The following is a 20,655-nucleotide window of genomic DNA, read 5'->3' as shown; positions in this document are numbered from 1 at the left end:
TCAGACTGCCTTCGTGTATTCGGGCTCATAGGAGCAGATGGCGTCGACCTTGTCGGCGGACGCTGAACTTTCATCAAAGCGGTACTTGAGCCACTCGCCCACGAGCTTCTTGGCGAGTTCCAGGCCGATGACCCGCTGGCCCAGGGTGAGGACCTGGGCGTTGTTGCTGAGGACGGAGCGCTCCACGGAATAGCTGTCGTGGGCCGTCACGGCCCGGATTCCGGGGACCTTGTTGGCTGCGATGGCCACGCCCAGTCCCGTTCCGCAGATGAGGAGTGCACGGTCGGCGTCGCCGTCGGCCACCTTACGGGCGGCATTGACCGCGACGTGCGGGTAGGCGGTGGCATCGTTGGCCCCAACACCGATGTCCAGCACAGAGGCAACGCGGCTGTCTGCCGTAAGCAGCGCTTTCAGTGCTTCCTTGTATTCAACGCCGGCCTCATCGTTGCCGATGACGATGCGCCACCCTGCGTGGGTATTCATGTCGTTGCTCCTTTTCCAGCCGCGGAGGCCAGTTCAGAATGGGCCAGCCCTGATTGCGTGAAGCCTGGGTCCGCGGGCCCGGCGTGGAAGTATGCGGCAATCCGTTCGGCGATCAGTCCAAAGGAGACCGCGCCGGGGTCGGGGTGCCCGAGGCTCTTTTCGGCCAGCGGACGGGCGCGGCCCTTGAGCGGGCGCAGTTCCGCTGTCTTCGCGGCCGCCGCCCGGGCAGCGACTGCGGCTGCGGTGAGAGACCCTGCGAGGGAGGTGCCGCCGTCGAACTCCCGGAGAAGAGCCTCCCGGAAGGGCAGGAGCGCGTCCACCATGGTCTTGTCGCCCGGCTCGGCCTTGCCGAGCTCTGTAATGGCACCCACGAATGCGGTCACGGCGGCAACCGCGTCCTCGTCGGTGTAGGTTTCCCGGTTGCCCAGGGCCAGTCCTGAAGCGATGACCGCGGATCCCCACAGTGCGCCTGAGGTGCCGCCGGCTCGTTCGCTCCAGGCTTCGCCGGCTGCTTCAAGCACCCGCCCTACCGAAGCTCCGGCCGCTGCGGCCTGCGCGGCGGCGTCGACTGCGGCTTCCACGCCGCGGCGCATGCCGATGCCGTGGTCGCCGTCGCCGGCAATGGCGTCCAGGTTGCCCAGTTCCTCTTCGTGCTCGACGACGACGTCCCGAACCTGGGCGAGCACGGCGGCTGCCAGCTGGCCCAGGTCAGCGGAAGCCAGTGACGGTGATTCCGCCTCGGCTGCCTCAAGGTCTTCCTGCTGTACAGCGTCGCGGCGGGCACGCTTTGCAAGGTTGCCCTTGCGGTAGGCCGGTGAGTCTGCAGGGGCGGCCCAGTAGCGTTCGAGTTCCTCGTCCAGCCAGAGCAGCGTGAGGGAAAGTCCGGACATGTCCAGGCTCGTGACCAACTCGCCGCATTCCGGTTCCACCACTGTCAGTCCGGCGTTGACGAGGAGTTTCTCGATCTTGCCGAACAGGAGGAAGAGTTCATCGTACTTGACGGTCCCCAGTCCGTTGACGATGGCCACCACGCGGCTTCCGCGGCGATCCGGGGTGTCCGCGAGGAGGCGCGAGACCAACAGTTCGGCGAGTTCGGACGCCGTGGGCATGGGATGTTCCGAGATGCCCGGTTCCCCGTGGATGCCCAGGCCCAGGGACATCTGGCCTACGGGCACGTGGAAGAGCGGTTCGCCGGCGCCGGGCAGCGTGCAGCCGTCGAAGGCCACGCCCAGGGAACGCGTGCGGTCATTGGCCTTGATGGCGAGCCGTTCCACCTCGTCCAGGCCCAGACCTGCCTCGGCGGCGGCGCCGGCAATCTTGAAAACCGTGAGGTCGCCGGCAATGCCGCGGCGCTTTCCGATCTGGTCCGGTGGTGCACTGGCGATGTCGTCCGTGACGGTGACGGTGCGGGTCTCGATGCCTTCGGCGTTCAGGCGCAGCTGCGCCTGGCCGAAGTGAAGGACGTCGCCCGCGTAGTTGCCGTAGCTCAGCAGCACTCCCCCGCCGGCGTTTGCCTCTTTGGCCACGCGGTAAATCTGCCCGGCGGCCGGTGAAGCGAACATGTTGCCGCAGGCGGAGGCTGTTGCCAGCCCCGGCCCAACCAGACCGGCGAAGGCCGGGTAGTGGCCGGAGCCGCCGCCGACGACCAGTGCAACCTGGCCGGCGGGCACCTCAGTCGAGCGGACCACACCGCCGTCAACGCGGGCAACGTATGCGCGGTTGGCAGCGATGAAGCCGTCCAGCGCCTCATCCGCGAAATCAGCGGGATTGTCAAAGATCTGCGTCATGGCTCTTCCTAGACTCCTGCCAGTTCCGCGGCGGGCTGTTGCCGCCCCTGGGACACCTGGCTCTGGCCCAGGGCGTAGCCGTCCCGCTTCGGCAGGACATGGCGGCGGAGGTACTCCTGGTTGCGTGCCGTAACGCTCAGGCCGTCCCCGCCGTAGTGCTCGGCGCAGATGATGCCCTGGTAGCCGGCGGCGAGTGCAACCTTGAAGGCTTCGCGGTAGTTGATGAGGCCGCTCTCCATCGGGGCGGGCATGGTGATGTAGCTGTCCCGCGCCACGTCCTCGTCCCGGATGTAGTTCTTCATGTGCCAGTAGTTCGAGTACGGCATGGTCTTGGCTACCATTTCGCGCCAGTCCTCGATGGGCCGGTGCAGCCGGATCAGGTTGCCGAGGTCCGGGTTGAGCCCAACATTGGCCAGGCCGATGTCCTGCACCAGCTGTACCGAGGAGTCTGCCGTGCCGAGGTAGGTATCCTCGTACATCTCCAGGGAGAGCAGGACGCCGGCGTCTGCTGCGTGCTTGCCCAGCTCACGGATGCGGGAGACTGCCTTGCCCCACACTTCCTTGTCCCCCACCGGGTCCTTGTAGCCCTCAACGGTCCAGAACCACAGCTGCTTCTGCTGCTCCGGAGTAATGGCTTGGTGCAGTCCGAAGGAAACTACTTCGCAGCCGAGCTCGGCGGCTGCGTCGATGGTCCGGTGGCTGTAGGCGAGGTTGTCTGCCCAGTCCGTCTGGTGGATCACGCTGCGGCGGATGGCGGAAATGACCGGGATCCCGATGCCCACAATCTCTGCGGTCTGCTTGAACTCGGCGAGCCGCTCGTTGCTCAGATCGCCGGGGCGGACCCAGCTGTCGGTCAGGTCAGCGTTGGTGAAGCCGGCTTCCTTGACCTCGGTCAGGACTTCCGCCCAACTGGACGCGTCGGCGTCATTGATCTGTGTGCCCTTGGCATCAGTTCCCGGAAACTGCAGCAGTGCCGCGGTGATGGGCCAATTCTCAGCTGTGTAAGCCACGGTGCTTTACTCCTCTTCGTATCCTCTTTCCTATAGGATCTACTATCAAAAAAGAGTTGTCAAGATCACATCCTGGCTGGGTCCTCCCAAACTAGATAGGGCTCTGGAGCGCTACCTGGATGGGGCCGGGTTTAGCTTTCCGGGGCGTCGGCAATGGCCCGGGAACGGACCTTGCGGATGTGGTCCGCCATGGCTGCCGCTGCTTTGTCCGGATCCCCGGTGGTAACGGCATCCAGGACTGCCTGGTGTTCCGCGATGGCGTGCTCGGCGTCCGTAATGCCCACGCCGCCAAAAAGCCGGAACCGTTGGACCTGTCCCCCAAGGGCTGAGTAGGCGGCCTCCATAAACTGATTGCCCGTTTGCCGCGCAATCAGCTGGTGGAACCTCTCGTCCGCTTCGAGGTAGTCCTTGAACTCGGCAAACGAAGGTCCCCGCGGTGCGGATTTCAAGTCCTCGACGGCCTTCCCGAGCTCGGCCAGGCCGTGCTGGTTGATGCGTTCACAGGCCAGCCGGGCGTTGACGGGCTCGATTGCCAACCGCGCCTCCATCAGCTCCGCAAAATCCTCTTGCGTAAAAACGGGAGCCACGCGGTAGCCTTTCAGCGCCACCCTGCGGACCATTCCGGTGTGCTCAAGCCGTGCAAGGGCCTCGCGGACCGGAGTGGGAGAAACGTCCAGTTCGCGGGCCGTCCCGTCAATGCTGACCACGGCGCCGGGCGCCAGCCGGCCATCCATGAGGGAGGCCAGGAGCTCCGCATAAACGTGGTCCGCCAGCACCTCGCGGCTGACCGCGCGGCCGGTCCTGCGGGGGCCGGTCTGGTCATCTGTGCTGCTGCCGGCGCGGGGGCCTGGGGACGCGTTTTGCATAGTCAGATCCTATAGGAAGCGCCGGTCAGCGATCGTTTCCGGGACGCAAAGTGCCCCGGCCAGGTGGACCTGGCCGGGGCTCTTCATGACGCTCTGCGCGGGCTCTTTGCCCGCGCCGTAACAGCTCAGGCCAAGAGGGAGGGCTTCAGCTGCTGCAGCCGGCCGAGGAGGCCGTTAATGAACGACGGCGATTCATCCGTTGAGAGCGTCTTGGACAGTGCCACTGCCTCACTGACCGCGACACCGTCGGGAACGTCGTCGTTGTACAGCAGTTCCCAGGTGCCGATCCGCAGGATGATCCGGTCCACCGAAGGCATACGTTCCAGGGTCCAGCCCTGGGAATAGGTCTCGAGGAATTCGTCGATGGCGGTCTGCTGTGAGACGACGCCTTCCACGATTTCCAAGGTGTACGGGTTCACGATCTGGTCTGTCAGTTCGCGCCGGGACCTGAGTACATCGAAGGCGGAAACCGAGCGCTGCTCAGCTTCGAAGAGGACATCCAGCGCCCTGTTACGGGCCTTACCGCGTGCGCTCACTACTCGCTGACCCGGCCGAGGTAGCTGCCGTCGCGAGTATCGACCTTGACCTTGGTGTTGTTCTCGACGAACAACGGAACCTGGATCTCGTAGCCGGTTTCCAGCGTTGCGGGCTTGGTGCCGGCCGAGGAGCGGTCGCCCTGCAGGCCAGGCTCGGTGTAGGTGATCTCCAGGACAACGCTGGGAGGAAGTTCGATGTAGAGCGGGTTGCCTTCGTGGATGGCGATGTTCACCATCTGGTTCTCCAGCATGAAGTTGGTGGCGTCGCCAACAGTGGCGCCGGAGACGGTGAGCTGGTCGAAGTCCGAGGTGTCCATAAACACGAAGTCGGCGCCGTCCTGGTACAGGTACTGGTAGTCGCGGCGGTCAACCGTGGCGGTCTCGATCTTAAGGCCGGCGTTGAACGTCTTGTCTACAACTTTGCCGGACATCACGTTCCGCATCTTGGTCCGCACAAACGCGCCACCTTTGCCGGGCTTGACGTGCTGGAATTCAATGATGTTCCAGAGCTGGCCCTCAAGCTTCAGGACCGTTCCGTTCTTGATGTCGTTAGTGGTTGCCACTGGTATCCTCTGGTTTCTATCTGTCTGGTCAGTTGTCAGACGTTCTATGCCGGCCAGGCATGCCGAACGGCCCGCCAGCGCGTGTTTATCAAAAATCCAAGAACCATTCTACCGGTAAAACCCGGGCGGCCTGCGTCCGGGCTTTACCGGCCGCCCACCCCGGAACGTGACAGGCGTGTCAGCAGGCGAGATCCAGGACGTCGCGGGCCCGCTGTAGCGCCACGGTGGACGAGTAGATCTGTGCGGCATCAGCCGATTGCGCGACCCGCAGATCCAGTGCACGGGCAAAGGCTTCCACCGCGGCGGACGTGTGTCCGGCGGCGTATTGAGTCTTGCCCAGGTGTTGCAGGACCAGGGCTTCACGGTCAGTGCCTTGGAACTCCGCGAGCAACTGCCTGAACAAATCAAGGGCGCGGTCGGTGCGGTGTGAGACGCGCAGCACCTCGGCCTCGAACGTGCGGAGCCGGAAAGACTCAGGGTCCTTGAAGCGGGCCTCCGCGAGCAGTTCGGCCGCCTCCGCAGCGTGCCCTTCCACGATCAGGACGAAGATCTGGTCTGACGGGTCCGTGGACGCCGCCAGGGCCGCGCGGCAGGCGTCCTCGTTGACAATCTCCGGCAGCAGGGAGACCGGGTTGATCCGGATTCCGGGGAAGCCAGCCTCGGGCCAGTCGCTGGTGCCCGCCACGTCGCCCTGCATCAGGAGGCGATTTCCTGGTAGGCCGCGAAGAGCAGGGATGTGTCCGGGACATCCAGGATGCCCGGCTTGGCGATGCCGTCCAGGACCACAAAACGCAGGAGGTCCCCGCGTGATTTCTTGTCCCGCCGCATGCCGTCCAGCAGCCCCTGCCAACGGTCCCGCCGGTACGTGACCGGGAGTCCCAGTGTTTCCAGGATGCTGCGGTGGCGGTCGGCGTCGGCGTCGCTGAGCCGGCCAACGCTGCGGGCAAGTTCAGCGGCGAACATCATGCCCACCGATACTGCCGCGCCGTGGCGCCAGGAGTACCGCTCCACCAGTTCAATGGCGTGGGCCAGGGTGTGGCCGTAGTTCAGGATTTCGCGCAGCCCGGATTCCTTGAGGTCTTCCGAGACCACTTTGGCCTTGACCGCAATGGCGCGTTCAATGAGTTCGCGCAGGGCGTCCGATCCGGGGTCGGTGGCCGCCGCCGGGTCCTTTTCAACCAGGTCAAGGATGGCCGGATCTGCGATGAAGCCGCACTTGATAACTTCTGCCATGCCGGAAATGATTTCATTCCTGGGCAACGTGTTAAGGGTATCCAGGTCCACCAGCACTCCGGCCGGCGGGTGGAAGGAGCCCACCAGGTTCTTGCCCTCAGCCGTATTAATGCCGGTCTTTCCACCCACGGAAGCATCCACCATGCCCAGCAGGCTGGTAGGCATGTGGATGACCTTCACGCCGCGGAGCCAGGTGGCCGCCACAAAACCGGCCAGGTCGGTGACGGCCCCGCCGCCCACTGCCACGATGGCGTCGGAGCGCGTGAAATCGTTCTGGCCCAGGACCTGCCAACAGAAAGCGGCGACCTGGATGTGTTTTCCCTCTTCAGCGTCCGGGATTTCCGCGGTCAGCGAGGTGAAACCCGCTGCAGCCAGCTCGTCGCGGACAGTATCACCCGTGAGCCGCAACGCACGGGGATGGATGACCAGGACACGCCGCACCCGCTCCCCCAGCAACGCCGGAAGGTTCCCCAGCAGACCGCGGCCAACTACGACGTCGTAATTCTGCCCAGCGGATTCGCCGGTGACCTTGATGACTGTTGAATCAACGCTCAATTTTCAACTTCCTGTTTGGCGGCCGCGTAGTCACGCAGCGCAACTTCGAGCCGGTGTCCCAGCTCGCTGACCGAGCCATGGCGGACATCCACCACGAGGTCGGCCAGCCGTTCGTAAACGGGTTTCCTGGTGACAAAGAGGGCGGACCATCGGGCCATGGCATCGCCGGCAAGCAGCGGCCGGCCCGAGTTCCGGGCAATGCGGACGGCCACGGTTTCCTCATCGCATTCGAGGTACACCACAGTGCAGCGGCCCAGAAGCTGCTGCGTGCCGGAATCCAGCACTGCACCGCCGCCCAGGGAAATCACGCTGGCCGAGCCTTCTGCATGCTCCACCGCGCTGGCCACCGTCCGGGCCTCAATCTCCCGGAACGCGTGCTCGCCGCGGCCGGCAAAAATGGAAGCGATACTGCCATGGGCGTCCACGATCAGATTATCCGTGTCGACAAACGGCACGTCCAGCAGCTTGGCCAGCTCGTGGCCGATCGCGGACTTTCCCACCGCCATGGGTCCGATGAGGACAATGGGCCGGTTGCCAGGCACACCGGCCTTACGGCTCCCGGGCACTAGTGGCCGATCGAGTCCAGGGATGCCGGAATGTTGTCCAGGTAACCCTTGATGTTGCGGGCGGTCTCCGCCACGGAGTCACCGCCGAACTTTTCGGTGACGGCTTCCGCCAGGACCAGCGCCACCATCGCCTCAGCCACCACGCCGGCAGCCGGCACGGCACAGACGTCGGAGCGCTGGTGGTGCGCCTTGGCAGGCTCTCCCGTGCTGACGTCAACTGTGCGCAGGGCGCGGGGCACCGTGGCGATGGGTTTCATGGCCGCACGTACGCGCAGGACGTCGCCGATGCTCATGCCGCCTTCGATGCCGCCGGCCCGGTTGCTGGTCCGGATGATCTTGCCGTCCGCGTCCTTGACGATTTCGTCGTGGGCAGCGGAGCCGCGGCGCGCAGCTGTCAGGAAACCGTCGCCGACCTCCACGCCCTTGATGGCCTGGATGCCCATCAGGGCGGCGGCGAGGCGCGAATCAAGCCTGCGGTCCCAGTGGACATAGCTGCCCAGTCCCGGCGGCAGTCCGTACGCGAGTACCTCCACCACACCGCCCAGGGTTTCGCCTTCCTTGTGAGCAGCGTCAACCTCGGCCACCATGGCGTCAGAGGTCTCACGGTCAAAGCAGCGCAAAGGATCGGCGTCGAGCGCAATCACGTTGGCCGGAACGGGCAGCGGACGGCCCTCCGGTACGGTCACGCTGGCAATGGAGACTGTGTGGCTGACCAGTTCGATGCCGAGCGCTTTGAGGAACTGGGACGCCACGGTGCCCATGGCAACCCGTGTGGCGGTCTCCCGGGCGCTGGCGCGTTCCAGGACAGGGCGGGCCTCGGAGAATCCGTACTTCTGCATCCCGGTGAAGTCTGCGTGTCCCGGACGGGGCCGGGTCAGCGGTGCGTTGCGGGCCTGGTCCGCCAGGATTTCCGGATCCACGGGATCGGCAGACATGATCTGCTCCCACTTGGGCCATTCGGTGTTGGCGACTTGGACGGCCACAGGACCGCCCTGGGTCAGGCCGTGGCGGACGCCGCCGAGAATGGTCACGACGTCCTGCTCGAACTTCATCCGTGCGCCCCGGCCGTAGCCAAGACGGCGGCGTGCCAATGAATCGGCGATCTGCCCGCTGGTGAGTTCAACACCGGCGGGGACGCCTTCAATAATTCCCATCAGGGCCGGACCATGGGATTCACCGGCAGTCAACCAACGCAACATAATTTCCATCCTGCCACGTATGGCGGTCAGAACGCCCGTCGGGGAAGGCCGACTGAGTCGCACATCACATCTATGACAGCTGCATTAACGTCGTCACCGCGGCCGGTGAACAGGCGTACCTGTTCCACCGCCTGGTACATCAACATTTCGAGTCCGGGCACCACCGCACCGCCGCCGGACTGCCACGCCGACGCAATCTGGCTGGGCCACGGATCATAGGCCACGTCCAGGAGGACACCGGGTGTTCCGGTCCCCAACGCGGCGATCTCCGCCGCCAGCCCGTCCGCTGCGCGCGGCGGGAGCGTGGAAATTACGACGTCGGCACTTGCGGTCGGAACGGCGGCTTCGGTCAGCGGCCGGACGACGATGGAAAGGCCTACTCCGGCCGCGGCGGCGCGTGCTTCGTCGGCCCGGGAGATGTCCCGGACGAACACCTGGGCGTGCTGCGTGCCCAGATCCTTCAGCGCGGCCACTGCGGCTGCGGCTGTACCGCCTCCGCCCAGCACCACGGCGGCGGGGCTGGCCGCCACTCCGGCGTTAAGGACAGCGTTGACGATGCCGGCGACGTCGGTGTTGTAGCCGATACGCCTGACGGAGCCGAGGTTTTCCTCGAAGGCGACGGTGTTGACCACGCCCAGTGTCCGTGCCACGCCGCGGACTTCGTCCACTTCGGCAACCATGCCTGATTTCAGGGGCATGGTGACTGAGAGACCACGCCAGCCCTGCTGTGTCCTGACCTGTTCCATAAACGCGGGCAGAGCCTGCTCGGTCAGGTCCAGGGCCGTGTAGTCGATGTCCATCCCGAGTTTGCGGTAGGCCGCCAGGTGCAGGGCCGGGGATTTGGAGTGGCTGATCGGATGGCCCAGGACGGCGGCCCGGAGACTCATGTGCAGCGGCCCACGTTGGCCTGGCACCAGGTGTTGTACTGGTTGACGTAGACGTTGTGCTCGTCGAGCGTCTTAGAGAACTTTGTCTCTTTCGTGTCCAGGTTGATGGTTACCCAGTAGAGGTAGTCGTTGGTTTTGGGCTTCGCCGCAGCGTCGATAGCGGTCTTGCCCGGGGAGCCGATGGGGCCCGGCGGTAGGCCGGGGTTGGCGTAGGTGTTGTAGAGGTTGGACTTGTCCTGGCGCTCTTCATCGGTGAAGTTGAAGCTCTTGGTGCCCAGCCCGTACGTCACGGCCGAATCGACCTGCAGGTAACCGGAGGTCTGGTCATTCGGCTTGAGGCGGTTGTAGATGGCTCCTGCAACATCGCCGTACTCAGCCTGGCCGCCTTCGGCCTGCACAATGCTCGCCACGATCACGGCTTCATACTGCTTCGCCGGATCGGTGATGCCCTGTGCCACCAGTTCGTCGGTGGTTCCCTTGACCAGTGACTGGAGGATGTCCTTGGCCGGTGTGCCGAGCGGGAAGCGGTACTCCCCCGGAGCGAGGTAGCCCTCAAGGTTCTTGGCGTTGGCTGGGAGCCCAAACTGTGCGGGAGCGTTGCTGAGCTCCTTCAGTTGCTGCAGCGATACACCGGAGCCCTCGGATATGGCCTGAAGCGACTCGCCGACCCTGAGACCGGCACTCAATGCGAAGTAGATGACCTTGCTCTTGTCGGTGCCGAGAAGGACGCTGACGGCGTCGGAGTTCTTCATTTCCATCATGAACGTGTAGTCCCCCGGCGACAGCGTTCCGCCGGAAGAAGCAAATGCCTGCAGGAAAGTGTCAGCGTTGGCCACGACTTTCCCGCTTTCCAGTTTGGTGGCCACAGAGCGCGTACCTTCACCTGGCTGGACCGAAACTATGACTTCGCCCGTGCCGGGGCCGGGGTAGTCGGCCGCTTTGTCGTTTCCAAGCAGGGGCTTCAGGAACTGCGCGCCCACGGCGATCGCTGCCACGAAGACCACAAGGGTCAGGAACAGGGCCAGGAGGCGGCGCCGGCGCCGCACCTTCTTGGAGGGCTTCGCCACTACGGAAACCGCGGCTGGGCCGGCGAACAGGCCGGTGTCGGGGTGGTGATCATCAGGGTAGTGGTCATCGGCATGGTGATCATCNTGGTGATCATCAGGGTAGTGGTCATCGGCATGGTGATCATCAGGGTAGTGGTCATCGGCATGGTGATCATCAGGGTAGTGGTCATCGGCATGGTGATCATCAGGGTAGTGGTCATCGGCATGGCGATCATCATGGTGGCCTGCATCATGGTGTTCTTCGTCCGGATAGTGGTGCCCGGCTTCATGGAGCGCTTCGTCAGGGTGGTGGTGCCCGGCGTCGTGCGCTTCATAAAAGTGCTGCTCTTCGGGTTGGTATTCCTGAACCTGGGCGTCATCCGGCTGGTGGGCTGCGGCCGGACCGGCGTCCTGGATGGAAGGCGGCGTTTCCGGGACTGTGGGAACAGCCGGCTCCGGATCCGGTTCAGGCGCCTGAACAGGTTCGGGCGCCCGGACCGGAACGGGGGCAGGCGCCGGAGCGGGTGCAGCTTCGGGAACAGGAGCCGTGGCAGGTGCGGGCGCATCCTGCCCCGTTTCGTAGGCCTGCTCGGGAACCACATCGCTGCTTCCCGTGTGCTTCTCCAGGGCGCGGAGCTCTTTTCGGGTCAGCGGCCTGGCGCCATCGTTGCTCGTGGCGCCTGAGGCGTCGTCGTTATTGGACGGGCTCACTGTAGCCTTCCGTGTTCTGAGATCGAGTCGTGCCTTCCGGGGCCGCATGCCCCGGCTGAACTGCCGAACCTGCTCCGGATGGCCGAGTACGGGGCGGCGCAGTCACGCGGCTGCCAACGTCCGTTCCCCTGGCTTTTTGCATGTCGATGGCGTGCTGGAGGATGCCTGCCGCCGCGACCTGATCCACCACTTTACGGTGGTTCCGGCTGCTCATGCCAGCTTCGTGCAGGTTACGGTGCGCCGTAACACTGCTCAGACGCTCGTCCACGAGGTTTACCGGAACATCCATTCCCCGGGCAACGAACTCCGCGACCAGCAGTTCGGCGTAGTCGGTGGCCATCCTGGCAGAGGCGTGCTCCTCGCCCTTCATAGTGCGTGGCAGCCCCACGAAGACCTGGACGGCGCCCAGTTCCACAGCGAGGGACGCGATGACACGCACGTCGGAATTCTTCTTGACGTTGCGGTCCAGGGTCTTGTGCGGAGTGGCCAGGATTTCGTCCCGGTCGCAGATGGCCACGCCCACGCGGACGGTGCCGACGTCTACACCCAGTTTGATGCCCTGGGGGTAGACGGCGACGCCAGCGGATTCTGTCACGGGTTCCCTAGCGCCGGGAGATGGCGTCCACAACGGCGGCCAGCGCCGGTGCGACCTTGGCGGTGTCCGTGCCGCCACCCTGGGCGACGTCGTCCTTGCCGCCGCCGCCGCCGCCGAGGATTCCGGCCGCGAGCCGGACCAGTGCGCCGGCCTTCACGCCGGCTTCCCGGGCTGCCTCGTTGGTGGCCACGAGAATCATGGGCCGGTCATTGCTGACACCGGCTACTGCCACGGTGGATGCTGCCGAACCGAGTCGGTTGCGCAGGTCGAGGGCAAGGTTGCGGATGTCGTCAGCGCCGCCGATCTGGCCGGCGTCGTGTGCAATGACCTGGACGCCGGCTGCGTCCCGGGCTGTGCCCACGAGGTTTCCGGCCGCCGCGGCGATCTGTTCCTTGCGCAGGCGGTCGAGTTCCTTCTCCGTGGCCTTGAGCTTGTTCAGCGTGCTGGCGATTCTGTCGGCGAGCTGACCCGAAGGCACTTTGAGCATCTCGGTCAGTTCAGTCACCAGGGCACGCTCGGCGGCCAGGTGGCGGAAAGCATCCATGCCCACGAACGCCTCCACACGGCGGTTTCCTGAACCGACTGACTGCTCGCCGAGCAGCGACAGGCTGCCGATCAGCGACGTGTTTGCTACGTGCGTGCCGCCGCAGAGTTCCCGGGACCACGCGCCGTCGATCTCCACAACACGGACTTCGCTGCCGTAGTTTTCGCCGAAGAGCGCCATGGCGCCCAGCGCCTTGGCCTCTGCCAGGCCCATGACCTTCGTGTCCACGCGGAAGTTGTTGCGGATGGCGAGGTTGGAGACTTCCTCGATTTCCGAACGCGTGGCGGTGCTGAGGCCTTCGCCCCAGGCGAAGTCGAAGCGCAGGTAGCCGGCCTTGTTGTAGGAACCACGCTGGGTGGCTTCGGGGCCGAGGATCTGGTGCAGCGCGGCATGGACGATGTGCGTGCCGGTGTGGGCCTGCTCGGCGGCGTGGCGCCGCTCGCGGTCCACGGCTGCGCGGACCAGTGAGTCGGAGCCGATCTCCCCTTCGCGGACGATTGCCTTGTGAACACTCAGTCCCTTGATGGGGCGTTGGACGTCAAGGACTTCGACGACGAATCCATCACCGGTAATGAGGCCGGTGTCAGCCGACTGGCCGCCTGCCTCAGCGTAAAACGGGGTCTCCGCCAGGACGAGTTCAATCTCGTCGCCGGTGGCGGCGTGCCCCACGTTCTGTCCGCGGCTGAGGATGCCCCGGACCCGGGACTCACCATCCAGCTCGGTGTAACCGGTGAAGACAGTCTCGCCCTGCGCCAGCAGTTCCTGGAAGGCGCTGAGATCGGCGTGGCCGCCCTTCTTGCCCTTGGCGTCCGCCTGGGCACGCTGGCGCTGCTCGAGCATCAGTCGGCGGAATTCCGGCTCATCGACCTTGAGCCCGGCTTCCTCTGCCATCTCCAGGGTGAGGTCGATCGGGAAGCCGTAGGTGTCGTGCAGGGCGAAGGCATCTGCCCCGGACAGCGGCGTGCCGGCGGCCTTGGACTCCGTTACAGCGTCTTCGAGGCGGGCGGTACCTGAAGCGATGGTGCGCAGGAAGGCCCGCTCTTCGGCGTAGGCGATCCGGCTGATGCGGTCAAAGTCCGTCGCCACGATGGGGTAGACGCCCTTCATGGCATCGCGTGAGGCGGGGAGCAGGTCCGGCAGGCAGGCCTTTTCGACGCCGAGCAGGCGCATGGAACGCACGGCACGGCGGATCAGGCGGCGTAGGACGTAGCCGCGGCCCTCGTTGGACGGGGTCACGCCGTCGGCGATCAGCATGAGGGCTGAGCGGATGTGGTCACCGACAACGCGCATGCGGACGTCGTCCGTGTGGTGCGGGTCCTCGGGTGTTTCGGCCGAGGTGTACTCCCGGCCCGACAGCTCGGCAGCCTTGTCGATCACAGGCCGGACCTGGTCGGTCTCGTACATGTTCTCGACGCCCTGCAGGATCATCGCGAGGCGCTCCATGCCGAGGCCGGTATCGATGTTCTTTTTGGGCAGCTCGCCGACGACGTCGAAGTCGTCCTTGGAGCGGACGTTGTCGATCTGGTACTGCATAAACACCAGGTTCCAGATTTCAACGTAGCGGTTTTCGTCGGCGATGGGTCCGCCCTCGACGCCGTAGGCAGGGCCCCGGTCGTAGTAGATCTCCGAGCAGGGGCCTGCGGGGCCCGGCTGGCCGGTGTGCCAGTAGTTGTCGGCTTTGCCCATGCGCTGGATGCGCTCGGACGGGACGCCGGTGTTTGTGAGCCACAGCTCCTTGGCTTCGTCATCCTCTTCGTAGACCGTCACCCACAGCAGTTCCGGCGGAAGGCCGTAGCCGCCGTCGTCCACGCTCTTGGTAAGCAGCTCCCAGGCGTACTTGATGGCGTCTTCCTTGAAGTAATCACCGAAGGAGAAGTTGCCGCACATCTGGAAGAAGGTGCCGTGGCGGGCGGTCTTGCCCACCTCCTCGATGTCACCGGTGCGGATGCATTTTTGAACGCTGGTGGCCCGAGCGAAAGGGGCCTCTTCGCGGGCAGTCAGGTAAGGGATGAACGGGACCATGCCGGCCACGGTGAACAGGAGGGAGGGGTCGCTGGAGACCAGCGAGGCGGAGGGAACTGCTGTGTGTCCTTTGCTGACAAAAAAGTCCACCCAGCGCTTTGTGATCTCCTGCGACTTCATGAGCTGATTACATACCCTTCTCGGTTCACGCGTTATGCCACGCATGACTTATTGATTCAGACGGCAGTGCCGGCAAGCGGCGGCTGCTGGTTTAATTCTCGCGCGTTTTTCCCGCGCGTTCAGCGGCGGGCTACGTCCTGGGAGTCGACCCCGAGGGCGGCCCGAAGGTCGGTCTCGCGCTCATGCATTCCTGAACGCACGGCGTCGGCGAAGTCGTATACGCCGTCAGCCAGCCGGCCCACCGCGCGGTTCAGGCCCTCGGGCCCCAGGTTGGACTGGGCTTCGGTGACCTTACGGAACGCGATGACTCCGATGGCCACGCCGATTCCCATCCAGACAAATCGTTTCATTTCAGTTTCTCCGGTGGCTTAGCGGCTGCGGCGGCCGGGGGCGGGCTTCTTGCGGTTGGCCAGTGCTGAGCGCACGCCGTAACTGAAGGCCGCCACCTTGATCAGCGGTGAACCGACTGTCGCTGCTACGAGTGATGACAGCGCCGAAAGGTTTGCCGACGCATCCGAAACGTTGGAGGTGATGCCATCCACTTTCTTCAGCTGCTGGTTGGTGGTGGACACAGTCGCGGTGACTTCGTCCATCAGAGGCGTGGCGCCATCGCTGAGGGAGCGGATGGAGGTCCGAATTTCCTCCAGCACACTGCCGAGCTTCAGGATGGGCACGGCGAGCAGCAGCACCAGGAGCGCGAACACCCCGGCTGCGATCAGGCCGGCAATATCGCCACCAGACATAGACGTTCATCTCCTTGAAACTGACGTGGATCTTTTACCTCCGCGCGCACGCTGCCTTGATGCGTTCCGCAGATGTCCCCCAAGTACCTTACATACAAAGAAGCCCGTGGCGCTTGCCACGGGCTTCTTTGGATACGCTGCTGGGATTTAGCGTGCGTAGAATTCGACGACGAGCTGCTCTTCGCAGGTTACGGGAACCTCGGAGCGCTTCGGGCGACGGACCAGGCGGGCCTGCAGGGCGTCAAGCTTGACGTCCAGGTAGGCCGGAACCTGGGGCAGGACGTCGCGGTGTGCGCCGGCTGCTGCAACCTGGAGCGGAACCATGGTTTCGCTGCGGGTGTGGACGTGGACAAGCTGGCCTTCGCTGACGCGGAAGGACGGGCGGTCAACGCGGATGCCGTCAACCATGATGTGGCGGTGCACAACAAGCTGGCGGGCCTGGGCGATGGTGCGGGCGAAGCCGGCACGCAGCACGAGGGCGTCGAGACGCATTTCGAGCAGTTCGATCAGGTTTTCACCGGTCAGGCCCTTGGTGCGGCGGGCTTCTTCGAAGGCGCGGGTCATCTGGGCTTCGCGGATGCCGTACTGGGCGCGCAGACGCTGCTTTTCGCGCAGACGTACGGCGTAGTCGGAGTCCTGCTTCTTGCGGGCACGGCCATGCTCACCGGGGCCGTACGGACGGCGCTCCATGTACTTGGCGGCCTTGGGGGTCAGAGCAATGCCGAGTGCACGCGAGAGGCGTGCTGTACGGCGAGCACGAGTGTTGTTAGCCACTTGTGTCCTTTCAATATCTGCGGTGTGTCAGTGTTACTGGCCTCCATAATGGAGAGCATCGGCCAACCGCTGCCTTTTGCTACTGGGCACAGGGCTACCCCAACGAAACAGCAGAAAATACTGAAGGATGGGGAGATTGCGTCCGCGCCTTGCCAGACAACGAACAATCTTAGCAGGATTCGGCTGCACTCCCACACTCCGCCGGCCGCTCCGGCCGCGCTCGCCCGCCGTCACTCCCGTGGCATCACTTCCCCGGGTCCACTCCACCGCCAAGGCCGGTCAGTTGCCGCGGATGATCTTGCGCAGGCGTTCGAGGCGCACGGCGATGTCCCGTTCCGCGCCGTTGGCGGTGGGCTCGTAGTAGTCCCGACCCACCAGATCATCCGGCGGGTACTGCTGGCTGGCCACGGAATGGGGGGCATCGTGGGCGTATTTGTAGCCGAGCCCGTGGCCCAGCTGCTTGGAGCCGGGGTAGTGCGCGTCACGCAGGTGCGCCGGGATCCCGTTGCCCAGGCCGGCACGGACATCCGCGACGGCCTTGTTGATTCCCATGTACGCGGCATTGGATTTCGGCGCGGTGGCCAGATGCACCACGGCCTCGGCCAGGACGATCCGCCCCTCGGGCATGCCGATCAGCTGGACTGCCTGGGCGGCGGCGACCGCCGTCTGCAGCGCTGTGGGGTCCGCCATTCCCACGTCTTCCGCCGCGGAAATCACGATGCGCCGGGCAATGAACCTCGGGTCCTCCCCTGCCTCCAGCATTCTGGCCAGGTAGTGCAGTGCGGCGTCGACGTCGGAGCCGCGGACCGATTTGATGAATGCGCTGGCGACGTCGTAGTGCTGGTCCCCGGCGCGGTCGTAGCGCACGGCGGCCACATCCAGGGCGCGTTCGGTGTGCTTGAGTTCCACGGTGACCAGCGAGTCGGAAGCGGCATCGTCCGCATCGCCGAAGGCCACGCCTGCTGCGGCTTCGAGGGCCGTCAGGGCTCGCCGGGCGTCGCCGCCCGCGAGCCGGACGAGGTGCGCCAGGGCCTCGGCGGAGAGCTCCACTTTCCCGTTCAGGCCGCGTTCGTCCGCCACGGCGCGCTGCAGCAGCCCTTCAATGTCCGCCTCCGTCAGCGGTTTCAGGGTGAGCAGGAGGGAGCGGGACAGCAGTGGCGAGACCACCGAAAAGGACGGGTTCTCGGTGGTTGCTGCTACGAGCACCACCCAGCGGTTTTCGACGCCGGGCAGCAGGGCATCCTGCTGGGCCTTGTTGAAGCGGTGGATCTCGTCGAGGAAAAGCACGGTGGTGGTTTTGTACAGGTCCCGCGCCGTCAGGGCTTCGTCCATAACCCGCCGGACGTCCTTGACGCCTGCGGTGATGGCGGACAGCTCCACGAACTTCCGCCCCTTGCCCTTGGCGATCACGTGCGCCAGCGTGGTTTTCCCGGTACCGGGCGGTCCCCAGAGGATCAGCGAGCTGGGCCCTGCGGGACCCAGGGCGTCGGTGCCGGCGGCCAGTTGCCGCAACGGCGATCCCTGCCCCAGCAGGTGCTGCTGGCCCACCACGTCATCCAGGGTGCGTGGCCGCATCCGCACGGCCAACGGACTGCGGGGCGCGGCGGTACGGCCGGACGACGACGGTTCGTCAGTGTCGTCGTCGTCATTGCCATGCCCTTGGGCGAAGAGATCATCCACATAGATAGGCTACTCATTAGTTCACTGCCCCACTTCCGCCCTCCATGCAAGGAATCCCGCCATGAGCGCACGCAGTACCCCCGGCGCCAGCCGGCCGGGGTCCGTCAGGACCGCGTTTGTGTCCGGCGAACGCCTGGCTGGCTGGGCGGATCGCTTCGGTGCCTCGCACGGCGGCTTCCGGATCAGCGATAACGACGACGGCGTGCGGCTGCTGGCGGCCGACGGCACCACTGCGCTGCTTCAGGCTCCGTGGCCGCCGGACGGACGGCCTGGACGGGGCGCCGATCCCTTGGAACGTTTGGCGTCAGTGGCCGCCCAGCCCCGGACGGCTGGCCTGGTGCTTGTGCGGCGCGGCGGCTATGCGGTGGCCGTGGCCCGGGAAGGCATCCTGCTCGCGTCCAAGGCGGGGTCCCGCTACGTGCAGTCCCGCACGGCGGCCGGTGGCCAGTCCCAGCAGCGGTTCGCGCGCCGCCGGGCCAATCAGGCTGATGAGCTGGTGGAGAAGGTGGCGGCGCACGCAGCCGTGGTCTTTGGCGGCCAGCCGATCGAGTACCTGGCGCCCGGCGGGGACCGGACCCTTGCGGGGCTGGTCGTGGACCACCCGGCCCTGAAGGTTTACGCCTCAGTCCCGCGGCTGGACTTCCTGGATGTGCCTGATCCCAATGGCTCGGTGCTGCGGAAGGCCGCCGCGGATGTCTGCGCCGTCCGGATACAGGTGGCCGACTCACCGGCATAGTTATCCACAACCGGCCCTCGGTGACAAGCGCCGGCCGACTCTTCCTGCCTAGACTCCCCAGCAAGGGGCCGCTGCCGCGGCCCGGATCAGCTGCCGGGGGAAGACATGAACCTAAGAACGAGAATGGCTGCCATTGTGGCAGCGCTGACACTGTCTTGCACCGGCTGCACGGACGGCAGCTGGCTGGACCAGTCCCGGCTCTCCTTCCATATCGGCGGCATCGACACCGCGCTGGCCAGCGAAGAGCGCGCCAACAGTTCGCTGCGGGACCTCACGAGCCGGGGACAGGAAGTCCTGGCGGTGCTGGGCATTGCAAACGCAGCCTTCGATGGTCACCGAGCTGCCTACTCACCGGACAACGGTGTTTCCTGGCAACCAGTGTTGTTTGATGGCCAGGCAGATCCGGGCATGGTGCTGTACAGCTTGCCTACTGCCCGTGAGGGCCAGTGGCTCCTGCTAGGGCACCGAAACGGGCAGGTCTTCGCCTTCACCAGCAGCAACGGCAAGGACTTCAGCCTTCAGCAGGGACCAATTTTCGAAACCACCGCCACGAGCCTGAACACGGTGGTGGGTACCGATCTGGGCTGGCTCATCGCCACGTCACCAGAGCAGGAATCCGACGGCACGGCTATGACGCTCTACCAAAGCACCGACGGATCAGCCTGGACCGGGCGGGACGGCACGGCTGCCGGGCTGCCCCCGGCGCACGGCACCTTCCATCCCCTGAACATGGCCGTGGGACCGGCAGCCGTGCTTCTCGTGGGGCAGGAAAACGATCCCAGCCGTCCACCATATTCACGGGCCTTTTCCTCCACCGACGGCGGGAGCAGTTGGCAGGATGCCACACCGGACAGCTCGGGTGTGGGTCCCCTCGGCAACGCCCTCTGGACCGCGGCCTGGTCGGGAACGGATTTCAGGGTGACTGGACATGCGTGGCCTGGAGTCTCCGTGCCGAAACACTTTCCCCTTGGCATGTCCGGCAGCTGGACGCCGGAAGGTGGATGGCAACTCTCCGCTGACCATGCGTGGAGCAGCCAGGACCAGGAATTCCCCCGGCAGTCCATCGTGGCCTACGGTTCCGCCGGTGCGATCGCCACACAGATGATCGGCGAACTGAGCGTCGACATACCCAAGGTCCTGCTTCAGCGGCCTGGCCAGCCCTGGTCCGAACTGCCGATACCTGAACCGGCCGAAGACTGGCTTCGGCTCTATTCCGACGTGACAGCAGTGGCTGACGGCTTCCTGGTGGCCGGCACCGACTCCAACCATGGAAACGACCAGGTCCGCCTCTGGCACATAGACGCCAGCGGAGCCATCACCGAACGGCATGCCGCCCTGGAAACCGCGGCACCCTGGCTCGCCGCCGGGCAGGAACCGTATATCACCGGTTTTAGCAGCGGCAGCGGCAAACCGCTGGCATTCGGCTCGGTGGGTTCCCAGCCCACTATCTGGGAGCTGGAGGGCGAACGGGACTTCAGCAACTACACCACCCTGGTCAGTGACGAGAACCAGACGTTGGACACCATGGCGGCCGGAACCGGCGGTCTGATGCTGCTGGGCAGCAGCAGCACCGCGAACAGCCAACTGCCGGTCATCTGGTCACGGCCCGAAGGCGGAGCATGGTCGGTGTATACCGGCAACATATTCGGTGCCGGCACAGAGAACGGGGACTCGCCGGTGAAAGCGGCGCTGCCCTCCAGCCACGGCTTCCTCGCAGCCGGATGGTTCCGCGCGGACGATGCCGACCATGCGGGAATCGCTGTTTCCGAGGACGGCGCCAGGTGGAGCCATGTCCAGGGAAGCGATCTCCGGGGCAAGCCGTCCGCTGGCCGCTACATCGGTTCACTGGCCGAGACGCCGGCCCGGACGGTGCTGGCTGGCGGATCCATCCACGAGGGGCACCTAAGCCTTGATCCACCGATGTTGCTCGGGGCGCCGACGGCGGTTTAAACCGAGAATGCCCGTCTTTTCAAGGAAAATGGAGCTTGTCTAGAACCCA

20 protein-coding genes are annotated in these 20,655 nt (G+C 65.2%); 2 read left to right on the top strand and 18 right to left on the bottom strand.

Annotated features, from left to right (window positions below; genetic code table 11):
* The 18 genes from NG696_RS02355 to NG696_RS02270 all read right to left on the bottom strand — a co-directional run bounded on the left by NG696_RS02355 (position 1) and on the right by NG696_RS02270 (position 17,920).
* Positions 1-483, bottom strand: a complete 483-nt coding sequence (locus tag NG696_RS02355; RefSeq protein ID WP_252573818.1) for a ribose-5-phosphate isomerase — start codon at positions 481-483, stop codon at positions 1-3.
* Positions 480-2,270, bottom strand: a complete 1,791-nt coding sequence (locus NG696_RS02350; protein WP_252573816.1) for a dihydroxyacetone kinase family protein — start codon at positions 2,268-2,270, stop codon at positions 480-482. The genes NG696_RS02355 and NG696_RS02350 overlap by 4 nt, the downstream gene beginning before the upstream one ends.
* Positions 2,271-2,278: 8 nt before the next feature.
* Positions 2,279-3,280, bottom strand: coding sequence for a sugar phosphate isomerase/epimerase family protein (locus tag NG696_RS02345; RefSeq protein WP_252565530.1), 1,002 nt, complete (start codon positions 3,278-3,280; stop codon positions 2,279-2,281).
* A gap of 131 nt (positions 3,281-3,411) precedes the next feature.
* A complete protein-coding gene (locus tag NG696_RS02340) occupies positions 3,412-4,146 on the bottom strand; it encodes a GntR family transcriptional regulator (RefSeq protein WP_252565532.1) in 735 nt (244 codons plus the stop codon).
* Positions 4,147-4,271: 125 nt separating this feature from the next.
* The gene (gene nusB, locus NG696_RS02335) at positions 4,272-4,682 is read right to left on the bottom strand and encodes a transcription antitermination factor NusB (protein ID WP_056340263.1); all 411 of its coding nucleotides are present in this window, start codon (positions 4,680-4,682) and stop codon (positions 4,272-4,274) included.
* Positions 4,682-5,245, bottom strand: a complete 564-nt coding sequence (gene efp, locus NG696_RS02330) for an elongation factor P (protein WP_056340266.1) — start codon at positions 5,243-5,245, stop codon at positions 4,682-4,684. Before efp ends, nusB begins: the two co-directional genes overlap by 1 nt.
* 178 nt (positions 5,246-5,423) lie before the next feature.
* Complete coding sequence (locus NG696_RS02325) at positions 5,424-5,942, bottom strand: tetratricopeptide repeat protein (RefSeq protein WP_252565534.1); 519 nt, start codon at positions 5,940-5,942, stop codon at positions 5,424-5,426.
* Complete coding sequence (gene aroB / locus NG696_RS02320; RefSeq protein ID WP_058932360.1) at positions 5,942-7,033, bottom strand: 3-dehydroquinate synthase; 1,092 nt, start codon at positions 7,031-7,033, stop codon at positions 5,942-5,944. The genes NG696_RS02325 and aroB overlap by 1 nt, the downstream gene beginning before the upstream one ends.
* Positions 7,030-7,575, bottom strand: coding sequence for a shikimate kinase (locus tag NG696_RS02315; RefSeq protein ID WP_308291928.1), 546 nt, complete (start codon positions 7,573-7,575; stop codon positions 7,030-7,032). The genes aroB and NG696_RS02315 overlap by 4 nt, the downstream gene beginning before the upstream one ends.
* A 23-nt stretch (positions 7,576-7,598) precedes the next feature.
* Complete coding sequence (aroC, locus tag NG696_RS02310; RefSeq protein WP_252565537.1) at positions 7,599-8,798, bottom strand: chorismate synthase; 1,200 nt, start codon at positions 8,796-8,798, stop codon at positions 7,599-7,601.
* A gap of 26 nt (positions 8,799-8,824) precedes the next feature.
* Positions 8,825-9,685, bottom strand: a complete 861-nt coding sequence (locus tag NG696_RS02305; RefSeq protein ID WP_252565539.1) for a shikimate dehydrogenase — start codon at positions 9,683-9,685, stop codon at positions 8,825-8,827.
* Positions 9,682-11,442: an endolytic transglycosylase MltG gene (gene mltG / locus NG696_RS21165; protein ID WP_252573814.1), complete on the bottom strand. Its 1,761-nt coding sequence runs from the start codon at positions 11,440-11,442 to the stop codon at positions 9,682-9,684. The genes NG696_RS02305 and mltG overlap by 4 nt, the downstream gene beginning before the upstream one ends.
* Positions 11,426-12,037, bottom strand: coding sequence for a Holliday junction resolvase RuvX (gene ruvX, locus NG696_RS02295; protein WP_252565543.1), 612 nt, complete (start codon positions 12,035-12,037; stop codon positions 11,426-11,428). Before ruvX ends, mltG begins: the two co-directional genes overlap by 17 nt.
* 7 nt (positions 12,038-12,044) lie before the next feature.
* Positions 12,045-14,723 carry an alanine--tRNA ligase gene (gene alaS / locus NG696_RS02290; protein ID WP_252565545.1) on the bottom strand — a complete coding sequence of 893 codons (2,679 nt, stop codon included), beginning with the start codon at positions 14,721-14,723 and terminating at the stop codon, positions 12,045-12,047.
* A gap of 119 nt (positions 14,724-14,842) precedes the next feature.
* Positions 14,843-15,073 (bottom strand): DUF6167 family protein, encoded by a 231-nt coding sequence (locus tag NG696_RS02285; RefSeq protein WP_252565547.1) that lies wholly within the window; start codon positions 15,071-15,073, stop codon positions 14,843-14,845.
* An 18-nt stretch (positions 15,074-15,091) separates the two neighbouring features.
* Entirely contained in the window at positions 15,092-15,466 is a 375-nt protein-coding gene (locus NG696_RS02280; protein ID WP_252565549.1) for a DUF948 domain-containing protein, read from the bottom strand.
* Between the two features lie 147 nt (positions 15,467-15,613).
* Complete coding sequence (rpsD, locus tag NG696_RS02275) at positions 15,614-16,240, bottom strand: 30S ribosomal protein S4 (protein ID WP_058932352.1); 627 nt, start codon at positions 16,238-16,240, stop codon at positions 15,614-15,616.
* 279 nt (positions 16,241-16,519) lie between these two features.
* The gene (locus NG696_RS02270) at positions 16,520-17,920 is read right to left on the bottom strand and encodes a replication-associated recombination protein A (protein ID WP_252565551.1); all 1,401 of its coding nucleotides are present in this window, start codon (positions 17,918-17,920) and stop codon (positions 16,520-16,522) included.
* 61 nt (positions 17,921-17,981) lie between these two features.
* Between NG696_RS02270 and NG696_RS02265 the strand changes: the two genes are divergently transcribed.
* On the top strand, positions 17,982-18,656 hold the full coding sequence (locus NG696_RS02265) for an acVLRF1 family peptidyl-tRNA hydrolase (RefSeq protein ID WP_252565553.1): 675 nt from the start codon (positions 17,982-17,984) through the stop codon (positions 18,654-18,656).
* Positions 18,657-18,779: 123 nt separating this feature from the next.
* Entirely contained in the window at positions 18,780-20,606 is a 1,827-nt protein-coding gene (locus tag NG696_RS02260) for a hypothetical protein (RefSeq protein WP_252573812.1), read from the top strand.
* Positions 20,607-20,655: the final 49 nt, after the last annotated feature.

Source organism: Pseudarthrobacter cellobiosi (assembly GCF_023913755.1).
GTDB classification, from domain to species: Bacteria; Actinomycetota; Actinomycetes; order Actinomycetales; family Micrococcaceae; genus Arthrobacter; species Arthrobacter cellobiosi.
This window is presented reverse-complemented; position numbering and strand designations above follow the sequence as displayed.

Coding starts and splice junctions, on each gene's coding strand:
- NG696_RS02280 (WP_252565549.1), bottom strand. CDS start 15,466: ATGTCTGGTGGCGATATTGCCGGCCTGATCGCAGCCGGGGTGTTCGCG.
- NG696_RS02260 (WP_252573812.1), top strand. CDS start 18,780: ATGGCTGCCATTGTGGCAGCGCTGACACTGTCTTGCACCGGCTGCACG.
- NG696_RS02340 (WP_252565532.1), bottom strand. CDS start 4,146: ATGCAAAACGCGTCCCCAGGCCCCCGCGCCGGCAGCAGCACAGATGAC.
- NG696_RS02305 (WP_252565539.1), bottom strand. CDS start 9,685: ATGAGTCTCCGGGCCGCCGTCCTGGGCCATCCGATCAGCCACTCCAAA.
- NG696_RS02350 (WP_252573816.1), bottom strand. CDS start 2,270: ATGACGCAGATCTTTGACAATCCCGCTGATTTCGCGGATGAGGCGCTG.
- NG696_RS02265 (WP_252565553.1), top strand. CDS start 17,982: ATGAGCGCACGCAGTACCCCCGGCGCCAGCCGGCCGGGGTCCGTCAGG.
- alaS (WP_252565545.1), bottom strand. CDS start 14,723: ATGAAGTCGCAGGAGATCACAAAGCGCTGGGTGGACTTTTTTGTCAGC.
- NG696_RS02325 (WP_252565534.1), bottom strand. CDS start 5,942: ATGCAGGGCGACGTGGCGGGCACCAGCGACTGGCCCGAGGCTGGCTTC.
- aroC (WP_252565537.1), bottom strand. CDS start 8,798: ATGTTGCGTTGGTTGACTGCCGGTGAATCCCATGGTCCGGCCCTGATG.
- NG696_RS02285 (WP_252565547.1), bottom strand. CDS start 15,073: ATGAAACGATTTGTCTGGATGGGAATCGGCGTGGCCATCGGAGTCATC.
- NG696_RS02355 (WP_252573818.1), bottom strand. CDS start 483: ATGAATACCCACGCAGGGTGGCGCATCGTCATCGGCAACGATGAGGCC.